General features: G+C 72.8%; 13 protein-coding genes and 1 tRNA gene. 5 read left to right on the forward strand and 9 right to left on the reverse strand.

Features of this window, described 5'->3' with window-relative positions; translation table 11 throughout:
* Nucleotides 1-23: 23 nt before the first annotated feature.
* From KSED_RS09330 to KSED_RS09340, 3 genes are all read right to left on the reverse strand, one after another.
* The gene (locus KSED_RS09330) at nt 24-1,388 is read right to left on the reverse strand and encodes an NAD(P)/FAD-dependent oxidoreductase (protein WP_015779845.1); all 1,365 of its coding nucleotides are present in this window, start codon (nt 1,386-1,388) and stop codon (nt 24-26) included.
* A gap of 234 nt (nt 1,389-1,622) precedes the next feature.
* Nucleotides 1,623-1,699: transfer RNA gene (locus KSED_RS09335), tRNA-Met, on the reverse strand.
* Between the two features lie 432 nt (nt 1,700-2,131).
* Nucleotides 2,132-5,269: a UPF0182 family membrane protein gene (locus tag KSED_RS09340; protein ID WP_015779846.1), complete on the reverse strand. Its 3,138-nt coding sequence runs from the start codon at nt 5,267-5,269 to the stop codon at nt 2,132-2,134.
* A 95-nt stretch (nt 5,270-5,364) separates the two neighbouring features.
* Here KSED_RS09340 and KSED_RS09345 point away from each other — a divergent pair, with 95 nt between their 5' ends.
* A complete protein-coding gene (locus KSED_RS09345; protein ID WP_237699523.1) occupies nt 5,365-5,970 on the forward strand; it encodes a PPA1309 family protein in 606 nt (201 codons plus the stop codon).
* An 11-nt stretch (nt 5,971-5,981) separates the two neighbouring features.
* Here the strand turns inward: KSED_RS09345 and KSED_RS14655 are convergent, their stop codons facing one another.
* Nucleotides 5,982-7,106 (reverse strand): YlbL family protein, encoded by a 1,125-nt coding sequence (locus KSED_RS14655; protein WP_015779848.1) that lies wholly within the window; start codon nt 7,104-7,106, stop codon nt 5,982-5,984.
* Between the two features lie 85 nt (nt 7,107-7,191).
* On the opposite strand from KSED_RS14655, the gene KSED_RS09355 reads away from it, so the two are divergent.
* Nucleotides 7,192-8,799 (forward strand): zinc-dependent metalloprotease, encoded by a 1,608-nt coding sequence (locus KSED_RS09355; protein WP_015779849.1) that lies wholly within the window; start codon nt 7,192-7,194, stop codon nt 8,797-8,799.
* Between the two features lie 27 nt (nt 8,800-8,826).
* Here KSED_RS09355 and KSED_RS09360 read toward each other — a convergent pair whose 3' ends face one another.
* Nucleotides 8,827-9,423, reverse strand: a complete 597-nt coding sequence (locus KSED_RS09360) for a M48 metallopeptidase family protein (protein ID WP_015779850.1) — start codon at nt 9,421-9,423, stop codon at nt 8,827-8,829.
* Nucleotides 9,424-9,425: 2 nt separating this feature from the next.
* Nucleotides 9,426-10,268, reverse strand: coding sequence for an enoyl-CoA hydratase/isomerase family protein (locus KSED_RS09365; RefSeq protein ID WP_015779851.1), 843 nt, complete (start codon nt 10,266-10,268; stop codon nt 9,426-9,428).
* 208 nt (nt 10,269-10,476) lie between these two features.
* Between KSED_RS09365 and KSED_RS09370 the strand changes: the two genes are divergently transcribed.
* Complete coding sequence (locus KSED_RS09370) at nt 10,477-11,487, forward strand: hypothetical protein (protein WP_015779852.1); 1,011 nt, start codon at nt 10,477-10,479, stop codon at nt 11,485-11,487.
* Nucleotides 11,488-11,548: 61 nt separating this feature from the next.
* On the opposite strand, the gene KSED_RS09375 is transcribed toward KSED_RS09370, so the two are convergent.
* The 3 genes from KSED_RS09375 to nudC all read right to left on the reverse strand — a co-directional run bounded on the left by KSED_RS09375 (nt 11,549) and on the right by nudC (nt 15,451).
* Nucleotides 11,549-11,839 carry a WhiB family transcriptional regulator gene (locus KSED_RS09375; RefSeq protein ID WP_015779853.1) on the reverse strand — a complete coding sequence of 97 codons (291 nt, stop codon included), beginning with the start codon at nt 11,837-11,839 and terminating at the stop codon, nt 11,549-11,551.
* A gap of 503 nt (nt 11,840-12,342) precedes the next feature.
* Nucleotides 12,343-14,502, reverse strand: coding sequence for an ATP-dependent DNA helicase UvrD2 (locus tag KSED_RS09380; protein WP_049758510.1), 2,160 nt, complete (start codon nt 14,500-14,502; stop codon nt 12,343-12,345).
* Entirely contained in the window at nt 14,450-15,451 is a 1,002-nt protein-coding gene (nudC, locus tag KSED_RS09385) for an NAD(+) diphosphatase (protein WP_143827373.1), read from the reverse strand. Before nudC ends, KSED_RS09380 begins: the two co-directional genes overlap by 53 nt.
* Nucleotides 15,452-15,486: 35 nt before the next feature.
* Between nudC and KSED_RS09390 the strand changes: the two genes are divergently transcribed.
* Together KSED_RS09390 and KSED_RS13770 are read left to right on the forward strand one after the other, a co-directional pair.
* Complete coding sequence (locus tag KSED_RS09390; protein WP_015779857.1) at nt 15,487-17,409, forward strand: cation:proton antiporter; 1,923 nt, start codon at nt 15,487-15,489, stop codon at nt 17,407-17,409.
* A 75-nt stretch (nt 17,410-17,484) separates the two neighbouring features.
* Nucleotides 17,485-18,405 (forward strand): phosphotransferase, encoded by a 921-nt coding sequence (locus KSED_RS13770; protein ID WP_015779858.1) that lies wholly within the window; start codon nt 17,485-17,487, stop codon nt 18,403-18,405.
* Nucleotides 18,406-18,459 lie beyond the last annotated feature (54 nt).

Genomic DNA, 18,459 nt, shown 5'->3' on the forward strand with positions numbered 1-18,459 from the left:
CGGCGGTCGAGGACCGCGGCGGCTCAGGCCTGGCCGCGCTCCACCTGGCGCATGTCCGGGGCGTCGGCGTCGCGGACCTGCTCCAGCTCCTTCGAGGAGCCTGCCCCGGTGGCGTCGGCCACCCAGGACTTCAGCGCGACCGCACGGTTGCGCAGACCCGGCAGGTAGAACAGGTGGATGCCCAGCCACATCAGCCACGCCGGGGTGCGGGTGAGCTCGAACTTCTTGTCCGCGCCGATGTAGCCCACACCCTTGCCGCGGGCGATGATCGCGAAGGAACCCTTGTCGTGGTACTCGTACGGCTCGGTGCTGTCCAGGCCCACGGTGCGGCGGGCGATGGTCTCACCGGCGTGCGTGCCGGTCTGCATGGCGTTCTGCGCCACGCCGGGCACCTTGGCCACCATGTCGCCGACGAAGAAGATCTCCGGGTGGCCCGGCAGCGTCAGGTCGTCCTGGACGGTGATGCGGCCCGCGCGGTCGGCCTCGGCGCCGGCCTTGTCGGCCACGATCTTGCCGATGCCCGCGGCCTGCACGCCGGCGGCCCAGATCTTGGTGTCGGCCTCGATGCGCTCGGGCTCCTGGCCCTTCACGGTCAGGGTGATGGACTCCGCATCGACGTCGGTGGCCATGCTGTTGAGGCGCACCTCCACACCGAGCTCCTCCAGCTGGCGCTGCGCGGAGCGGCCGAGCTTCTCGGAGAACGGCGGCATGACCTGGCCCAGGCCCTCGACGAGCAGGATGCGGGCCTGCGTGGTGTCGATGTGCTGGTAGGAATCCACCAGCGTGCGGTGGCAGATCTCGGCCAGTTGACCGACGAGCTCCAGGCCGGTGGGGCCGGCGCCGACGACCACGAAGGTCAGGGCCTTGCGGGCGTCCTCCATGCGGCCGGCGGCAGCAGCGGCCTCGGCGCGGTCGAAGGAGTCGAAGATGAGGGAGCGCAGGTAGAGGGCGTCCTCGACGGTCTTCATACCGGGCGCGAACTCGGCGAAGTGGTCGTTGCCGAAGTAGGACTGGCCGGCGCCCGCGGCGAAGATGACCTCGTCGTAGGGGTAGCGCGACTCCTGCTCATCGGCGGTGGCAATGACGGCCTTGCCGTCGACGTCGATGTCGGTGACCTCGGCTTGCACGATGCGGACGTTGTCCTGGCCGCCCAGGACCTCGCCGATGGTGGGGGCGATCTCCTGCTCGGCGATCATGCCCGTGGCGACCTGGTACAGCATCGGCACGAAGAGGAAGGTGTCGGTCTTGCTGATGAGGGTGATCTCGACGTTCGCGTCGGCCAGCGCCTTCGCGGCGGAGATGCCACCGAAACCGGAACCGACGATCACGACGCGGCGGCGGCCGGTCGCGACGGGGGCGGTGGTGTTCTGAGCGGACTCAACGGACACGTGGATCTCCTCGGTGATCGCATGCAGGCGGGGTGAGCCCCGAAGGCTCGCCCCTACGGTAGCCGGTCGACCCCGGTGGTCGTGCCCTAGTGCGCCGTTGGGTCGGCGGGCGGCAGTGTCCGATGGGGGCTGTGACGGCCTGGGCCGGACAAGGGCACCCGCACATGCGAGAGGCCCGGAACCGTGTGGTTCCGGGCCTCTCGGGCGCTTGCGGGCCAGTGGCCCTCGACGCGTTGGTAGCGGGGGCAGGATTTGAACCTGCGACCTCCGGGTTATGAGCCCGGCGAGCTACCGAACTGCTCCACCCCGCGTCGGCGATTGCCTACTTTACGGGAGGGATCGGTAGGACGCAAATCGGCCACCTGCCGGCCACCGGGCGTTCACTCGGTGGGGGTCTCCTCACCCTTCGCCGGGTCGGGTGCCTGCTGGTCGGAGCCATCGCCCTGCCCCTCATCGGCCGGGGGCACTCAACACGACGGAGTCACCTCTCGGGTCGAGGAACGCCCCGTCGCCCGGGGTGAGTCGTCGCAGATCGCAAGAGAGTCGTCGTTGTTTGCGCGTTATCGGCAGATTCGGCGCAAATTGCGACGACTCGTCTGCAGAGTGCGACGACCGGCCAAGCCCAGGGGCCCGCTGCACCGTCGCCCGCGCAGTCTGCGACGACCGGTGGCTTGGGGCCGGCCGCGTGGGGGCGCTCCGGTGGCCGGCCGCGTGGGAGTTCCCACGCTGCCGGCCACCGGCGTTCACTCGGTGGGGGTCTCCTCGCCCTCGGCCGGGTCGGGCGCCTGCTGGTCGGAGCCCTCGCCCTCGGCCGGGTCGGGCGCCTGCTGGTCGGAGCCCTCGCCCTCGGCCGGGTCGGGTGCCTGCTGGTCGGAGCCCTCGCCCTGCCCCTCACTGGCCGGGTCCTCCGGCCCGAGGTTGGCACTGCCGCCCTCCGGCGCGGCCTCGGTGGCCCGGCGGATGGCGTCGCGCAGCTCCTCCTGGGCGTCACCGTAGGCGGCGAAGTCGCCGTCCTGCAGCGCCTGGTCGGCTGCCTGCATGGCGGCGCGCGCGTCCTCCAGGGCGGCGTTCAGCGCAGCCTCGTCGGGCGTGCCGGGCTGCTCACCCTGGCCATCACCGGAACCATCGCCCTGGCCATCGCCCTCGCCGTCCTCACCGGAACCGTCGCCCTCGCCGTCCTCACCGGAACCGTCGCCCTCGCCGTCCTCACCGGAGAACAGCTGCGACAGCGCCGAGTCCAGGGTGTCGCCCCAGGCCAGGTCGTTGCCGAAGGCCACGACCACCAGGCGCAGCAGCGGGTAGCTGGAGTCCGAGGTGGACTGCACGTAGATCGGCTCCACGTACAGCACGCCCCCGCCCACCGGCAGCGTCAGCTGGTTGCCGAACTGGACGTCCGACCCGCGCTGCTGGTTCAGCGACAGGAACTGCGACAACGTCTGCGAGAAGTCCGGCGACGAGTTGTTCGACGACTCCAGGTCGTTCTGCACCTGGCCCGGTCCGGGCACGGAGGTCTCGCGCGGGAGCTCCAGCACCCGCAGCTCGCCGTACCCGTCACGGGGCGCCCCCGCATCGGCCCCCGCATCGGCATCCACGGCGAGGAAGCCCGAGAGGACCTCGCGCTCACCCACCGGCTTGAAGGTGCTGGTCAGGCTGAAGCGCGGCTCCTCCTGCCCGGGCATCTGCACGCCCAGGTAGTACGGCGGCTGCACCACGGCCTCGTTGTCCTGCGTCGGGTCCGGCGGCACGCGCCAGAAGTCCTGCCCACCGAAGAAGGCCCCGGGCGTGGTCACGTGGTAGCGCTGCAGCATCTCTCGCTGGGCCTTGAACAGGTCCTGCGGGTAGCGCAGGTGGCTCATCAGCTCCTCGCCGATCTCCGCCCGCGGCTTCACCGTGTCCGGGAAGGCCTGCTGCCAGGCCTTCAGCATCGGGTCCTCCTCGTCCCACGCGTACAGGGTGACCGAACCGTCGTAGGCATCCACGGTGGCCTTCACCGAGTTGCGCAGGTAGTTCACCCGCCCGCTGGCGTTGGCCACGTTCGCACTCGATGCGGTGGTGCCGTCCGCCGTCGCCTGCTCCAGGTTCGTCGTCTCCGAGTAGGGGTAGCGCGAGGAGGTCGTGTACCCGTCCACGATCCACACGATGCGGCCGTCGACCACGGAGGGGAAGGCGTCCCCATCGAGGGTCAGCCAGGGGGCCACGCGCTCCACGCGCTCGCGCGGCGTGCGGTGGTCCAGCAGGCGAGACTCGCTGTTGAACGCGTCCGCCAGCAGGAAGTTGCCCTCGCGGTACTTCACCGCGTACGCGAACCGGTTGATCCAGTTGCCCACCGGCACGCCACCGGCGCCCTGGTAGGTGGTGTTGGCCTGGCCGGTCTCCGAGCCGTCCGGGCGGTCGAGCTCGCGCGGCTCCGCATCGTCCGGTGCGCCGACGATCGAGTACACCGGCGAGAACTCCCCGAAGTACACGCGCGGCTCGTACTCCCCCGGGCCCAGCTGCTGCGTCGGCGGGATGTTGCGCTCGGTGAACACCGGCTCACCCTTGGAGGACTTCTCCGAGGAGTCCAGCGCCACCATGCCGAAACCGTGCGTGTAGACCGTGTGATCGTTCACCCAGTTGCGCTGCGAGGCGGAGATGCCGTCCAGGTCGAGCTCTCGGACGGCCACCACGTGCTCCTCCTGGGCACCGTCCACCTCGTAGCGGTCCACGTCGAGCGTGTCCGGGAACTGGTAGTAGTTGCGGATTCCCTGCAGCTGCTTGACCGTCGGGCTGATGACCGAGGGGTCCATGAGGCGGATGCCGGGGATGGACTTGCGGTCCTCGGCCAGGACGCTCGGGGTGGCGGCGGTGCGGGCGTCGTAGGGGATGACCTCCACGTCGTCGATGCCGTAGGCCGCCCGGGTGGCGTCGATGCCGCGCTGGATGAAAGGCGCCTCGCGGCTGGCCTCCGAGGGGACGACGAAGAAGCGCTGCAGCAGGGCCGGGTAGAGGTTCAAGCCCACCAGCGAGCTCGCGACCAGCAGGGCCACGCTGGCCACCGGGAGCTTCCAGCTGCGCTCGCGCGCGGCCCACAACACCACGAGCGCGACCACGACGGTGGTCAGCGCGAGGATCGCCAGCATCGGGATGCGGGCGTGCACGTCGGTGTACCCCGGCCCCGCGGTGCGCCCGCCCATGACGGTGGTCATCTCCCAGCGCTGCACCAGGAAGTCCAGCGCCTTGACCAGCAGCGCGGCCGCCGTCAGACCGCCGATCTGCCAGGCGGCGGGCTGAGTGACGTGGCGGCCGCCATGCAGCGGACGCACCGAGAGCGCCCCCGAGAGGTAGTGCGTGGCCAGGTTGACCACCAGTGCGATCACCAGCGCGGCGAGCAAGACGTCGACGAGCACCGACAGGAAGGGCACGGTGAACACGTAGAAGCCGATGTCGTGGCCGAACTGCGGATCGGTCTCGCCGAAGGGCTGGCGGTTCCACCACAGCATCGCCTGCCGCCACGCGCTGGAGAGGGCCAGGCCCATGAACAGGCCGGTGATGGCGGGGGCGCCGAGCTGGATGAGCCGGCGCGACCCGGCGGCCTGCTCGCGGTACTTCTCCAGCGGGTCGTAGGCCGCCATGCGCGGGTCGCGCGTGGGCCGGTAGCGGTAGGCCGCCCACAGCGCCCCGGCGACCAGCGCCCAGGTGACGGCGAAGCCCAGCACGAAGAGACCCGTGGCCCACAGCACCACGCGCAGGTACACACCCTGGTGGTCCACCGAGCGGTACCACAGCACGTCCGTCCAGACCGTGGACAGGAAGGTGGCCACGACGGTCAGCACCATCAGGCCGGCCACGACCAGCGCGATCCTCCCGGCTCCGGTGCGCGGGCGGGGCAGGGGTGGCGCCATCGAGGCCGTCCTTCGTCTCACAGGTGGGGATTGCGGGTGCCCAGCGTAGGCCACACCCCCGGCGACGATGCCGGCGGATGCGCCAGACTGTGCGGGTGACTGACGACGCCACCCAGAGCACCCCCACCCCCGAGCTGTCCGACGCCGACCGCGGGGCCACGCCGGGCCCCGAGCGCGCCGACCTGCCCCCCGCCGACCTGCTGCAGGTGGCCCAGGAGACCGAGCAGCACGTGGCCGCCGACGGATGGGGTCAGCGCGAGCGAGTGTTCGCGCTGGTTCCCACGGCCGACCTGGTGGCGGCCGAGCCGTCGCTGGCCGATGCGCTGGCCGGCGCGGGGCGGTACTCGTCGATCGAGCAGGAGCTGCCGGAGGGCGTCGAGCTGGGGGAGTACCTCGGCCGGCTCGCCTGGCCGCGCTCGGTGACCGGGTGCGCGCTGGCGGTGGAGCGCCTGCGGGCCGCGCCCGCGGCCGAGGGCGAGACGGCCGGCGAGGCGAGCGACGCCGCATCGGGGGGCGGCGCGGGCGACACCGCATCGGGGACCGGGACCGAGCCCGTGCGCCTGCTGGTGGTGGCCACGCGCGAGGGCGAGCGCTTCACGCTGGTGCGGTTCGCGGCCCACGACAGCGACGACGCCGTGGCGGTCGGCGCAGAGGTGGGCACCGACCTGCAGGCAGCGCTGGGGACGACGCTCGAGGGCTGAGCCACCAGCGGTCAGCCCTGGGAGGTGACGTCCTCGCAGGTCTCGAGCTCGCCGGTCTCCCCCGCGGCGATCGCCTCCACGGCGGCCAGCGCCTCGGGGAAGTCGGTCACCGCCACGTGCGTCATACCGTCGGGGACGTTGCCCAGCACCTGGTCGCAGTTGTCGTCCGGCGCCAGGAACCAGGTGGCCCCGGCCTCCTTGGCCCCGTCCATCTTCTGCGGGATGCCGTCGATGGGGCCCACCCGTCCGTCGGTGCTGATGGTCCCCGTCCCGGCGATGTCCTTCCCGCCGGTGAGCGGCCCGGGGGTGAGCTTGTCGTAGATGCCCAGCGCCAGCATCATGCCGGCCGACGGGCCCCCGACCGCGCCGGCGTGCACCGTCACGTCCACGTCACTCTCGGCCATCGTGGCCAGCCCCACACCCACGACGGTGCGGCCCTCCATCTCGGTGGTGGGCACCTTGAGGGTCTTGGTGGAGCCGTCGCGCTCCACCTCCACGGTCACCTCATCGCCCGGGTCGACCTCCTGGATGGCCTGCTGGACGGCCTCCAGCGCGGTCGCCTTGACCCCGTCGACGGACAGGATGACGTCCTCGGCCTCCAGCACACCCTCGGCCGGGGCGTCGGGCATCACCTGCGCCACGACGACCTCCTCGCTGACCTCGATGCCGGCCGCGCGCAGCGCCACGGTCGCCGCCCCGGACTGCGAGCCCACCATCTGGGCGGTGCTGACCTGCTCGACCTCCTGCTCGGTGACCTTCTCGGGGAAGACCTGGCTGCGCGGCAGGATCTCGTCCTCGCCCCCCAGCCAGGACCCGGCGAGGTCCCACCAGCTCACCTCGTGCCCCGGGCCGCCGTACATGGAGATGGTGGTCATGCGCAGGGCGCCCTCTGTGGGGTGGGTCTCGTGGCCATCGACGCTGATCATCGGAGCGTCACCTGGACCGTCCTCGGAGAGCACGTCGTAGGCGTGGCCCGGCTTGAACACCACGTAGGGGGCTGTGATGAGGTTGGACAGGAGCACGGCCAGCACGACGGCCAGGGCGCCCACCAGCAGGAGGACCGCCCCCAGCCGGCGGCCCGCCGAGCGGGACCGCCCACGTGTGCTGCCGTGGTCGGAGTCGGGCGCCCAGGTCATTGCGACATCATCGCACCGTGCTCGTGGCGGGAAGTGATGCCGGCCTGCGGGTGTTGCACGCAGGACCACCGATCGGGAGGAACTCATGAGCCAAGACAACCTGCCCCAGGGCAGCTCGGGCGCCGACGACGGCGAGAACCCGGACGGCGAGGGGTCGGGCAACGACCCCATGAAGGACATGCTCCGGCAGTTCCTCGGCGACGCCGTGGACTCCCCGGAGGTGGACGAGATGCTCTCGGCCCTGGGGCTGAACGGCGCGGGCGCCCCCGGTGCCGGTGCTGGTGGCGGCGCGATGGGGGGCAACCCGATGGCCGCGATGATGGCCAACAACCCGGCCGCCTTCGGCGCCATGCAGGCGCAGTTCCAGCAGATGTTCGCCGGCGGTGACGAGGCCGTGAACGCCACCCTCGCCACCGACGTCGCCCGCCGCGCCGCCGCCCAGGGTGGCGACTCCTCGGTGGGCGAGGCCTCGCAGCGCGACGTGGAGCAGGTGAGCAACGTGGCCTCGCTGTGGCTGGACGCCGTCACCGAGTTCCCCGCCCTGGACGGACCCGCCCGCGTCGTGAGCCGCGCCGAGTGGGTGGAGAGCACCATGCCCTCCTGGGTGGAGGCCCTCACCCCCCTGGCCGATGGGGTGAACGACGCCGTGAGCGCCTCGCTCACCGACCGCCTCGGCGACGACCCCGAGGCCCTGCAGCAGCAGCTCCCGCCGGGTATGGGCCTGCCACCGGGTGTGGACATGAGCGCGATCATGGGGCAGATGGCGCCGATGATGCGCAAGATGTCCAGCTCCATGTTCTCCATGCAGCTGGGCCAGGCCGCCGGCGCGCTGAGCCACGAGGTGGTCTCCGGCACCGACGTCGGCCTGCCCCTGGTGGGCGGTGAGCAGGTGCTGATGCTGCCGGCGAACGTGCGGGACTTCGCCGAGGGCCTGGAGATCGACCCGGCCGAGGTGATGCTCTTCCTGACCGTGCGCGAGAGCGCCCGCCAGCGCCTCTACGCCGGCGCCCCGTGGGTGCGCAGCCAGGTGCTCGAGGCCGTGCGGGCGTACGCCGCGGACATGCGCCTGGACACCGAGGGCATCGAGTCCAAGGTGGCCCAGGTGGACCCGACCGATCCCGAGGCCATGCAGAAGGTGCTGGCCGACGGGCTGTTCCACCCCGAGCCGAGCGAGTCCCAGAAGGCGGCCCTCACGCGGCTGGAGACCTGGCTGGCCCTGGTGGAGGGCTGGGTGGACGTGGTTACCGACCGCGCCACCCGCGGGACGCTGCCCCACGCCGACGCGCTGGCCGAGGTGGTCCGCCGCCGCCGCGCCACGCAGGGCCCGGCCGAGAAGACCTTCTCCGGGCTGGTGGGACTGGAGCTGCGCCCCCGCCGGATGCGGGACGCCGCCAACCTGTTCGCCGCCATGGAGGACAAGCACGGTGCCGCTGCGCGCGATGCGGTCTGGGACCACCCGGACGTAGCCCCCGATGCGGCCGCCCTGGACGATGTCCTGGGCTTCGTGCAGGCCTGGGGCACCTCTGCCCCCGGCGAGATCACGGGCACTGACTTCGACACCGAGCTGGCCAAGCTGCTCGATGCCGAGGGCAGCGGTCCGGGCGGTCTGAGCGGGTCCACCGGTCCGGCCGGGGACGGCCCCACGCAGGGCGACGGCGACGACTCCGGTCAGGACGGCCCCGCCAAGGGCTGACCCCCTGACTCCCACCCACAGGTGGGTTCACCCCTGCGGGTGGGCCCACCCATGGGAGACGCCGGACAGGAAGACCATCGCGTCGGCGTACCGCGGGTAACGCTGCACGAGTGCCTTGAACGCCGGCCCGTGGTTGGCCTCCACGAGGTGCGCCAGTTCGTGGACGACCACCGCGTCGACCACCCAGTCCGGCATGCCCTGCACCGCGTCGCTGATGCGGATGGTCCGCCGCCCCGTGTGGCACGAACCCCACCGGGCCTGCTGGTTGGTCACCCACCGGATCTCGGCCGGGGTGGCCAGTCCCTCGAAGTAGCTGCGGTTGAGCCGGTGGGCCCGGCGCTCCAGCGCCCCCTGGTCGGCCTCGTTGGCCCTTCGCCGCACCATCTTCTGCACCAGGGCGTGCACCGCGTCGGCCTCGGCCTGCGGGCTCATGCCGGCCGGCACGGCCACCTCGACCACGCCGTCCACCCACCGCGCCGAGAGCGTCTTGCGGCGCCGCTCACTGCGGGTGATCACGACCTCGGGCTGCGGTGCCTGTGGAACGACGGGCTCGCCGGGGCCGAAGGTCCCCTCCCAGCCGTCGTCCCGCCGCTGGGCTCCCCCATCGATGGCTTCCCCCCACATGGTCACTCTCCTCGGAAATTCGGTGTACGTCGTTCGGATGCTGCGGCGATCCCCTCGCGCAGGTCGGCCGTGGTGAGCGTGACCCCTTGGGCCAGTGCCTCCCACTGCAGGGCATCGGCCAGCGAACGGTGCCCGCCGTCGCGCAGAGCCACCGTCGTCAGCCGTTCGGCCTGCGGCGCGGTGTCGGCCACCGCCCGGGCCATCTCGAGGGCCTCTGGCAGCACCTGCTCGGCCGGGACCGACCGCGAGGCGAGCCCCAGGCCGACGGCCTCGGCCCCCCGCACCCGGCGTCCCGTCAGCAGCATGTCCCGGGCGACCGGGAGCCCCACCGCCTGCGGAAGCAGCCACGTGGAGGCCATGCCCGGGTGCAGCCCCAAGGCGGTGAACGGCATGGCGAGCGCCGCCTCATCGGCCACGACCCGCAGGTCGCAGGCGAGGGCGACGGCCAGGCCGGCCCCGATCGCATGGCCGTTGACGGCCGCGATGGTGGGCACCTCCACCCGGCCGATCGACAGCCAGGTGGCGTAGAAGCGCGCCATCCGCTCCCGCAGCAGGGTCGCCGGCGCGTCCGGCTCGGCGACGATCCAGTCGAGCTGGCCACCGGCGCAGAAGGCCGGGCCGCGACCAGTGACGACCACCGCGCGCAGGGCACGCCGCCCGGCGAGCTCGGCCACCACCTGCTCCCAGGAGGCGGTCATCTCCTCGCTCATGGCGTTGCGCTTGTCGGGCAGCGCGAGCTCGACCACGGCGATCTCGCCGGATCCGTGCGGCACGAGGTGCAGGGCGAGGTCCGGGTGGTCGGTGGTCACGGCATCGGGTGGCAGGTGGCTGGCGGCGCTGGTCATGGGGAGCACGCTAGCCGCGCCCGCCGACAGGCCCGTCGCCCCGCCCCTGGGGATGTGGACGAGCAGCGCCGTCGGCGTCGTCCGACCACCGGTGGCCGGACGACGCCCTCGGAGCCGACCACCCCGGAACGCGTGGGGCACTGCCTGAGCCGGCCGCCTGTGGACGAGCGGCGACCCCGTCGACGCGGCGGGTGTCAGGGTGCCGGGCATGGCCGAACTCGTCCGACTCCCCCACAGCCTGCGACCGGTGCTGCGCCACGACGGCGTGGTGCAGCTGGGCAGTCCCCCGGGCCGCTGCGTGGAGGTGCCCGGGCTCACCCGTGGCGAGTACACCTACCTGTGCGCGCTGGCCTCACCGCAGTCGCCGCGCAGCCACCGCCGGGCGCTGCGCGAGTCCGGGCTGGACCAGGCGACGCGGGACCGGTTGATCGCCCGCCTGCGCGAGCTCGATGCCGTGGTGGACGTCTCGGACCCGGCCCACGTGCGCGAGATGTGCGGCGCGCGCCGGGACCGCCTGCGCGGGGCCCTGCACCACCTGCTCGCCTCCGGGGCGACCGGCGGGTGGGAGACGATCGAGGCCCGCGACCGGGCGACGGTGGTGGTGGACCACGGACCGCCGTGGGCCGGCTGCGAGTCGGTGGGCACGGTGGCCAGTGGCCTGCTGGAGCGGCTGGACCAGGGGGGCGTGGGGCACCTGGTGGGGCCGGCTGCGGCACAGCGGTGGTGGCACGACCTGGGGGACGTGGGCTCGAGCGAGCTGGCGAGCCTGGTGGTGCCGGTGTTCTCCGCCCGGACCGATGCGGTGATGCTGCGTCAGCTGGTGGAGGTGGGCATCCCACACCTGCCGGTGGTGGTCACCGCGGGATGGGTGAGCGTCGGGCCGCTGGTCCGGCCCGGTGGTGCGTGCACCGAGTGCGTGGTGCGGCACGAGGTGCCGGCCGAGCAGGTGGTCACCGAGTGGTTCGGCAGACTCCAGGAGTCGCCGCAGGTGCTGCCGGGTGCCGCCGAGGGCAATCCGCCGGAGGACCTGGTGGACTGGGCGGTCCGATGGGGTGGGCGCACCGCGCTGTGGGCGCTCGACGGGGCAGCCGGCACAGGGGCTGGGGGCGGCACCGGGGAGCAGGTGGCCACGCGGGTCAGCGTGATCGCCCACTCCCCGATGCCCCGGGTGGAGCAGTTCGGGGTGCACCCGGACTGCTGGTGCGCCCGCAGGGCGTAACGGCGCCGCGCCAGCGGGCTGCACGGCAACCGGCGGCGCGCCGCCGTGGTGTGCTGCCGCATCAGGCCGCGATGGGGTGCTTGCGCGGACGTCCTCGCGGACGCTTTCGCGGCAGCACCCGGCCGGCCTCGATGAGCTCGCCGCCCCACACACCCCAGGGCTCGCGGCGCTCCAAGGCACCCTCGAGGCAGAGGGTGCGCACGGGGCAGGCGTGGCACAGGGACTTGGCGTACTCGACACCCGTGGGGGTGTCGGCGAACCAGGTGTCGGGGTCGTTCTCGAGGCAGGGCAGGGGGCGCCCGGCCACACGGGCTTGGTCGATGAGTGTCTGGTGATCTGCCAGGGCCAACATGCCTGGGAGTTCCTTCCGAGGTCTTCGGGTGGGTCCCTGCGCCGCACGGGGGCAGGGAGCGGCACGCGCCGAGGCGACGTGCAAGGGCAGCAGGTGCCGAGGGGAGTCGATGCGGTGCCCGCAGACTCAGGACGCGGGGGCCGGGGGTGCCGGCGCGCCAGACGTCAGCCCAGAGGCAGAACCGCGATGAGGTGGGAGCGGGCCTGCACAGGACGGCGGTCGGCTGTCACAGGGGCAACGCGGAGACGCGCGGCGTGAGCCACGGCGTTGATGTTCATCGTGTTGATCATGGTTTCGCTCCTCCTTCCTCACTCGCGGTCAGATGCCCACCCGGCAGGACCGCACGCGGCCCCGGAAGGTGTGAGCCCACACTATGCACACCGCCTCACCGGCGGCAATCCCTTTTTCCCGGATGCGGGTTTCGTGGCCGAACCGAGACCTTGGGACCCACGTGCGGGGCCGTGACCATGCGCGAGGTGCCGGGCCTGGTCAGGCGGCCGGCCTCAGGCCTCGGCCTCGAACTTCTCGGCGACCTCCTGCGGGTCCGCCCCGCCCAGCACCCGGATGACGTCCGGCCCGAAGCGCTCCAGCTTGGCCCGGCCCACCCCGGAGACCCCGGCGAGGTCCTCCACGGCGTGCGGGTCAGCGGTGGCGATGCCCTCCAGCGTCGCGTCGTTGAAGATCACGAACGCCGGCTTGGAGAGCTTCAGCGCCAACGCCTTGCGCCAGGCTTTCAACGCCTCGAAGGTCTCGACGTCGTAGTCCGGCGGGCAGTCCGCGCACCGCCCCACCTTGGCCTGGGTGGCGTTCTCCAGCGGGGTGCCGCACTGCCGGCACACCGCGGGCCGCCGCCGGGAGCGCTTCTTCCCGGGGCCGGTTGGCCGCTTCTCCGAGACGGCCTCCTGCCCCAGCACCGAGGCCGCACCGGCCAGGAAGCGCGACGGCTCGCGCTCGCTGCGCGCCCCCGCCCTGCCCCGCGCCCGGGTGAGGAACAGCCGGTCCTCCGCGCGGGTGATGCCGACGTAGGCCAACCGACGCTCCTCCGCGACGGCCTCCGGGGTGCGCGCCAGCGAGATCGGCATCAACCCCTCCGAGCAACCGACGATGAAGACCACCGGCCACTCCAGGCCCTTGGCCGCGTGCAGGGAGGCGAGGGTCACCCCATCCATCGCCGGGGCGTGCTGCTCGGCGGACCGGCGGTCGAGCTCGGCCACGAGGTCACCCATCCGGGCGTCGGGGTTCACCGCGGCGAGGTCCTCGGCCACGGACACCAGCGCCTGCAGGGACTCCCAGCGCTCCCGCTGCGCGCCGCTGGAGGCGGGCGGCTCGTGCGTCCACCCCGCCCCGGAGAGCACGTCGGTGGTCAGCCGCACCAGCGGCACCTCGCCGTCGTCGCTGCGCACCGCACCCCGCAGCAGCACGATGCCAGCCCGCACCTCCTGCCGTGCGAAGAAGCGCTCCCCGCCACGCACCAGGTAGGGCACCCCGGCGCGGGCGAGCGCGGTCTCGATCGCCTCGGACTGCCCGTTCGTGCGGAAGAGCACGGCGACGTCGCCCGGGGTCACGTCCTCCTGCGCCGTGAGCTGCCCGATGCGGTCGGCCACCCAGCGGGCCTCGGCCTCGTCGTCGTCGTGCACGCTCAGCTCGGGCTCGGGGCCGAGGGGGCGCTGCGAGTGCAGCTCCACCCGTCCCCCGGCGGCCTGCGGGTCCGCCGCGATCACCGCGTTGGCCACCTGCAGGATCTGCGGCGTGGACCGGTAGTTGCGGTGCAGCACCACCGAGGTGGTCTGCGGGTGCCGCGAGGGGAACTCCAGCAGGTGGCGCGGTGAGGCACCGGTGAAGGTGTAGATGGTCTGCGCCGCATCGCCCACCACGCAGACGTCGTGCCGCTCCCCCATCCACGCCTCCAGCAGGGCCTGCTGCACGGCATTGACGTCCTGGTACTCGTCCACCACGAAGTGGCGGTACTGCGAGCGGATGGTGCGCGCCACGTCCGGACGGTCGCGCAGGATGGCCAGCATGGACAGCAGCACGTCCTCGAAGTCCATGACCCCGCGGTCGCTGGCCACCTCGCCGTAGACCTCCAGCAGGCGGGCCATGGCCGAGGGGTCCAGTCCCCCGGCGGCCCGGGCCAGACGGCGCGCCTCGGCCGGGTAGGTGGCCGGCGTCAGCAACGACACCTTGGCCCACTCCACCTCGGCCGCGAGATCACGGATGGCCGCTCGGTCCACCTCCAGGCGCAGGCGACTGGCCGCCTCGGCCACCAACGGTGCCTTGGAGGCGATGATCTGCGGCGGCGCCCCACCCACCACCTGCGGGTGGAAGTACTGCAGCTGCCGCAGCGCCGCGGCGTGGAAGGTCCGCGCCTGCACACCCGGCACCCCGAGCCCCCGCAGGCGGGTGCGCATCTCCCCCGCGGCGCGGGCCGTGAAGGTCACCGCGAGCACCTGCTGGGCGGGGAAGGCCCCGGCGTGCACCCCGTAGGCGATGCGGTGGGTGATGGCGCGGGTCTTGCCCGTGCCGGCACCGGCCAGCACCCGCATGGCCCCGACCGGATTGGCCGCTACCTGCCGCTGCTCGGGGTCGAGCCCCTGGAGGATCTGCTCGGGATCAGCCACGCACGGACCCCCGCAGCTCCTGCGCCACCGGCAACGGACCGCCATACCAGTGCTCGATCAACCGCCGCGCGATGGAGAACGGCCCGGGAAGACCCACCTCGCGGGCCGTCAGCGCCTCGGCGAGCTCCTGCCGGGAGAACCAGCGGGCCTGGGCGATCTCGTCGCGCTCCAGCGCCATCGGCTCGATCGTGTCGGGCTGGGCACCGGCCTGCGCCGTGAACCCCACCATCAACGATGCGGGGAACGGCCACGGCTGCGAGCCGAAGTACCGCACGTCCGCCACCTCGACGCTCACCTCCTCGTACACCTCCCGGGCGACCGCCTCCTCCAGCGTCTCGCCGGGTTCCACGAAACCAGCCAGCACCGACAACCTCCCCTGCGGCCAGGTGCTCCCCCGTGCCAGCAGCAGGCGGTCCCGGTCGTCCACCACCGCCATGATCACCGCGGTGTCCGTGCGCGGGAAGTGCAGCTGCCCGCTGGAGTCCCGGCGCACCCAGCCGCTGGCGACCACCTCGGTCTCCTCGCCGGTGGTCGGCGAGTAGCGGTGTCGCTGGTGCCAGCGGGCCAGCGCCACCGCCGTCATCGCGGCCTGGCGGTCGTCCTCCGACAACCCGGTGCCCACCACCTTGAGGTCCTGCCAGGCGGCCCCCTCCGGCAGGGTGAGCGACTCCTCATCGGGCACGACCACGGCCACCAACGGGCCGCGGGCACCCTGCCCCAGGAAGACCTCCACGCCGTCGGGGGCGCCGTCCTCATCGAGGTCGGCCGCCAGCGATCCGGCCGGGGCGTGCTGCCACAGCACACGCGGCGAGTCCTCGCCCACCATCGCCACCGACCCGCCAGCGGTCACCCACAGCCGGTGGTGAGCCCCGTCACGGTGCCACCCCGGACGACCGTCCACCGCGCCGCGCAACCACGCGGATCGGCGCACGGCCGGGCCCGGGGAGGGGTCTGCAGAAGGGTGGTCGGTCGGGTGCTGAGGGGAGTTGGCCACCCCCCCAGCGTAGGCGGGGCACTTACAGTGTCGCCATGGAACCGGCGCCCTACCTCGCCCTCGTCGTGGCCCTGTCCGTGGCCTGCCAATGGGTCGCCTGGAGGTGGAAGGTCCCCTCCCTGCTGCTGCTGCTGGTCATCGGGTTCGGCCTGGGGCGGGTCGTCGTGCCCGACGAGGTGCTCGGGCAGTCGATGCTGTTCAGCCTCGTGCAGCTGGCGGTCGGCATCATCCTGTTCGAGGGGGCGCTGGGGTTGCGCTTCCGGCAGGTGCGGGACCTGGGCAGACCCATCCTGCGCCTGTGCACGTGGACGGTGCTGGTCACCTGGGTGCTGGTCACGCTCATGGCCTGGGCGCTGGGCTTCGACATCCGCGCGGCGCTGCTGGTCGGCGCGATCCTGACGGTCACCGGACCCACCGTCATCAACCCCATCCTGCGCACCCTGCGCCCCACCCGCCGCGTCTCCCAGCTGCTGCGCTGGGAGGGAATCGTGGTGGACCCCATCGGCGCCATCCTCGCCGTGCTGGTGCTGCAGGTGGTCACCGCCGCGGGGCGCACCGGTCCGTTCCTGGACGCCGTGCTCACCCTCTCCCGCGCGGTGGGCATCGCGGTGCTGATCTCCGCGGTCTCGGCCTGGCTGCTGACCTGGATGATGAAGCAGGACCTGATCCCCGACTACCTGCAGGGCGTCACCTTCCTAGCCGTCGCCCTGGGCGGCATGACCGCCAGCAACTACGTGCAGGCCGAGTCCGGGCTGCTGACCGTGACCCTGCTGGGCATCCTGCTGGCCAACCAGCCGGACCTGCACATCAACCACATCATCGAGTTCAAGGAACACCTGCAGGTGTTGTTCGTCGGCGCCCTGTTCGTGGTCCTCGCCGGGCGGGTGGAGCCCGCGGCGCTGGTGGACGTGGCCCCCGTGGCCTTCGTGTTCATCCTGGGGCTGGTGGTCATCCGGGTGGTGGCGATCGCCATCGGCCTGTACGGCACCGAGGTCACCCGCGAGGAGAAGACGCTGATGATGTTGATGGCGCCGCGCGGCATCGTGGCGGCGGCCATCACCTCGATCTTCGCCCTGGAGTTCAGCCACGCCGCAGACAACGCGATCTCGGTGGGTGAGCAGGCCCGGGCCGACGGCGACCACGCGCAGGCAGCCACGCTGTTCGAGCGCGCCAGCGACCTCTACGCCCTCTCCACCCAGGTGGACACCCTGGTGCCGCTGGTCTTCCTGGTGATCGTCTGCACCGTGGCGCTCTACGGCCTGGGGGTGGGCCGGCTGGCCGAGCGGCTGGGCCTAGCCACCACCAGCCCCCGCGGGGTGCTCTTCTCCGGCACCGGCCCGTGGGTGGTGCCGGCCGCCAAGCGGTTGCGCGAGCTCGGCGTGCCCACCCTCATCGTGGCCCGCGAGCGCGGCGACCTGCGCCAGGCCCGCATGTCCGGGCTGCGCACCGAGGCCGCCTCGATCATCAGCGAGTACGCGGTGGAGGACATGGACCTCGCCGGCATCAAGTCGATGGTGTGCGCCACGCGAGACGACGGCACCAACGCCATCGCCGCCTCGGAGTTCGGGCACGTGCTGGGCCGGCAGAACGTGTTCAGCCTCAAGCGCGACGAGGAGCAGAACCACGCGCGGCGCGCGACCGCGGGCCACCTCATCGGGAACATCGCCTTCTCACCGCCCACCGACTACGACGGGCTGCTGCAGCGCAGCCGCAACGGGCACCGGGTCTCCTCGGTGCCGCTCACCGAGGAGTTCACCTCCACGGACTTCTGGGCCGAGCACCCCGAGGCGGTGGTGCTGTTCGTGCACAACGAGTCCACCACCCGCGTGGCCTCGGGCAAGCAGGAGGAGGGCGAGCCGGGCGACACCTTCGTGGCCCTGCTGCCGGTCGACGACGGCACCCCGCTCGCGCGCGGGGCGACCATCGACGCGACGGGCTCCGCGAGCAGTGGACGCTGAGGTCGACGTGAGAAGGTGTGCGCTCATCATCGGGAGGTGCAGGTGAACACGAGGGTGCGGCCCACATGGGCCCGGATGGCCGCGTGGGCCGTGGCGACGGTCCCGACGATCAGCCCGCGCGAGGTCGCGTGGGTGGACCCCCGCGCCACCCGCCACGAGCTCGCCCAGGTGACCGGTGAGGACTCGGCGCGCTGGGCGGTGCGGCACACGACGGGCGCCCCCTCGCCCGGGGAGCGGCTCGCCGACGCCCTGCCCACGGACCTGCCGGGCGCCCCACCCCGACCGGCCGGCGCCACGACGCTGGGTGACGGATCCACCATCACGGTGCGCCCGTGGGTCGAGGGGCGTGCGCTGCGCTGGGTGATGGTGCGCCCCGGCGACCCCGTGGTGGAGGAGTTCGCCGCCTTCCTGGCCGCCCTCCACGGCACCGACGTGCGGACCCTGGCCCCCGACGCGCCCCACCAGTCCGATGGGGTGACCGGCGCACCCGACGCCACGCCCACCGCCGAGGACCTGCGCGCCGAGCGCCTGGAGACCCTCGACCAGGCCGCCACCACCGGGCTGGTGCCCCCGCGCCTGCTCGGCCGTTGGGAGGAGGCACTGGAGGACACCGAGCTGTGGGACATCACCCCCACGGTCGTGCACGGTCGCCTGGCCGACGAGCACGTGCTGGTCACCCCCGACCACGAGCTCGCTGCCGTGATGGGGTGGAGCGACGCCCACGTGGGTGACCCCGCCGAGGACTTCGCCGTGCTGAGCACCTCGGCCAGCCCGGACGTGCTGAGCACCGTGCGGGCCAGCTACGACCGGCGGACCGGCCGGACGGACGAGCGCCTGCTGGAGCGGGCCCGGCTGGTGGCCGAGATGGCCAGCCTGCCGGCCCTCGTCGAGGCCCACGCCCGCGGGGACCGGGACGCGCTCGCCGACATCCAGTCCGACCTCTCCCACCGTTCGCGGCTGCTGGCCGAGGCCGAGGAGCTCGACGCCTGGGAGTGAGCGTCGCGCAGGGCGGGGCTGGCCGCTCGAGCCGACCGCTCGGGCGGGAGGGTC

The organism is Kytococcus sedentarius DSM 20547 (assembly GCF_000023925.1).
GTDB classification, from domain to species: Bacteria; Actinomycetota; Actinomycetes; order Actinomycetales; family Dermatophilaceae; genus Kytococcus; species Kytococcus sedentarius.

What these genes read in the sequence shown, in the direction of transcription:
- KSED_RS09375 (WP_015779853.1), bottom strand. Translation starts at nt 11,839, where the DNA reads ATGTTGGCCCTGGCAGATCACCAGACACTCATCGACCAAGCCCGTGTG.
- KSED_RS09390 (WP_015779857.1), top strand. Translation starts at nt 15,487, where the DNA reads ATGGAACCGGCGCCCTACCTCGCCCTCGTCGTGGCCCTGTCCGTGGCC.
- KSED_RS09365 (WP_015779851.1), bottom strand. Translation starts at nt 10,268, where the DNA reads ATGACCAGCGCCGCCAGCCACCTGCCACCCGATGCCGTGACCACCGAC.
- KSED_RS09355 (WP_015779849.1), top strand. Translation starts at nt 7,192, where the DNA reads ATGAGCCAAGACAACCTGCCCCAGGGCAGCTCGGGCGCCGACGACGGC.
- KSED_RS14655 (WP_015779848.1), bottom strand. Translation starts at nt 7,106, where the DNA reads ATGACCTGGGCGCCCGACTCCGACCACGGCAGCACACGTGGGCGGTCC.
- KSED_RS13770 (WP_015779858.1), top strand. Translation starts at nt 17,485, where the DNA reads ATGGCCGCGTGGGCCGTGGCGACGGTCCCGACGATCAGCCCGCGCGAG.
- KSED_RS09370 (WP_015779852.1), top strand. Translation starts at nt 10,477, where the DNA reads ATGGCCGAACTCGTCCGACTCCCCCACAGCCTGCGACCGGTGCTGCGC.
- KSED_RS09380 (WP_049758510.1), bottom strand. Translation starts at nt 14,502, where the DNA reads ATGGCGGTCCGTTGCCGGTGGCGCAGGAGCTGCGGGGGTCCGTGCGTG.
- KSED_RS09340 (WP_015779846.1), bottom strand. Translation starts at nt 5,269, where the DNA reads ATGGCGCCACCCCTGCCCCGCCCGCGCACCGGAGCCGGGAGGATCGCG.
- KSED_RS09360 (WP_015779850.1), bottom strand. Translation starts at nt 9,423, where the DNA reads ATGTGGGGGGAAGCCATCGATGGGGGAGCCCAGCGGCGGGACGACGGC.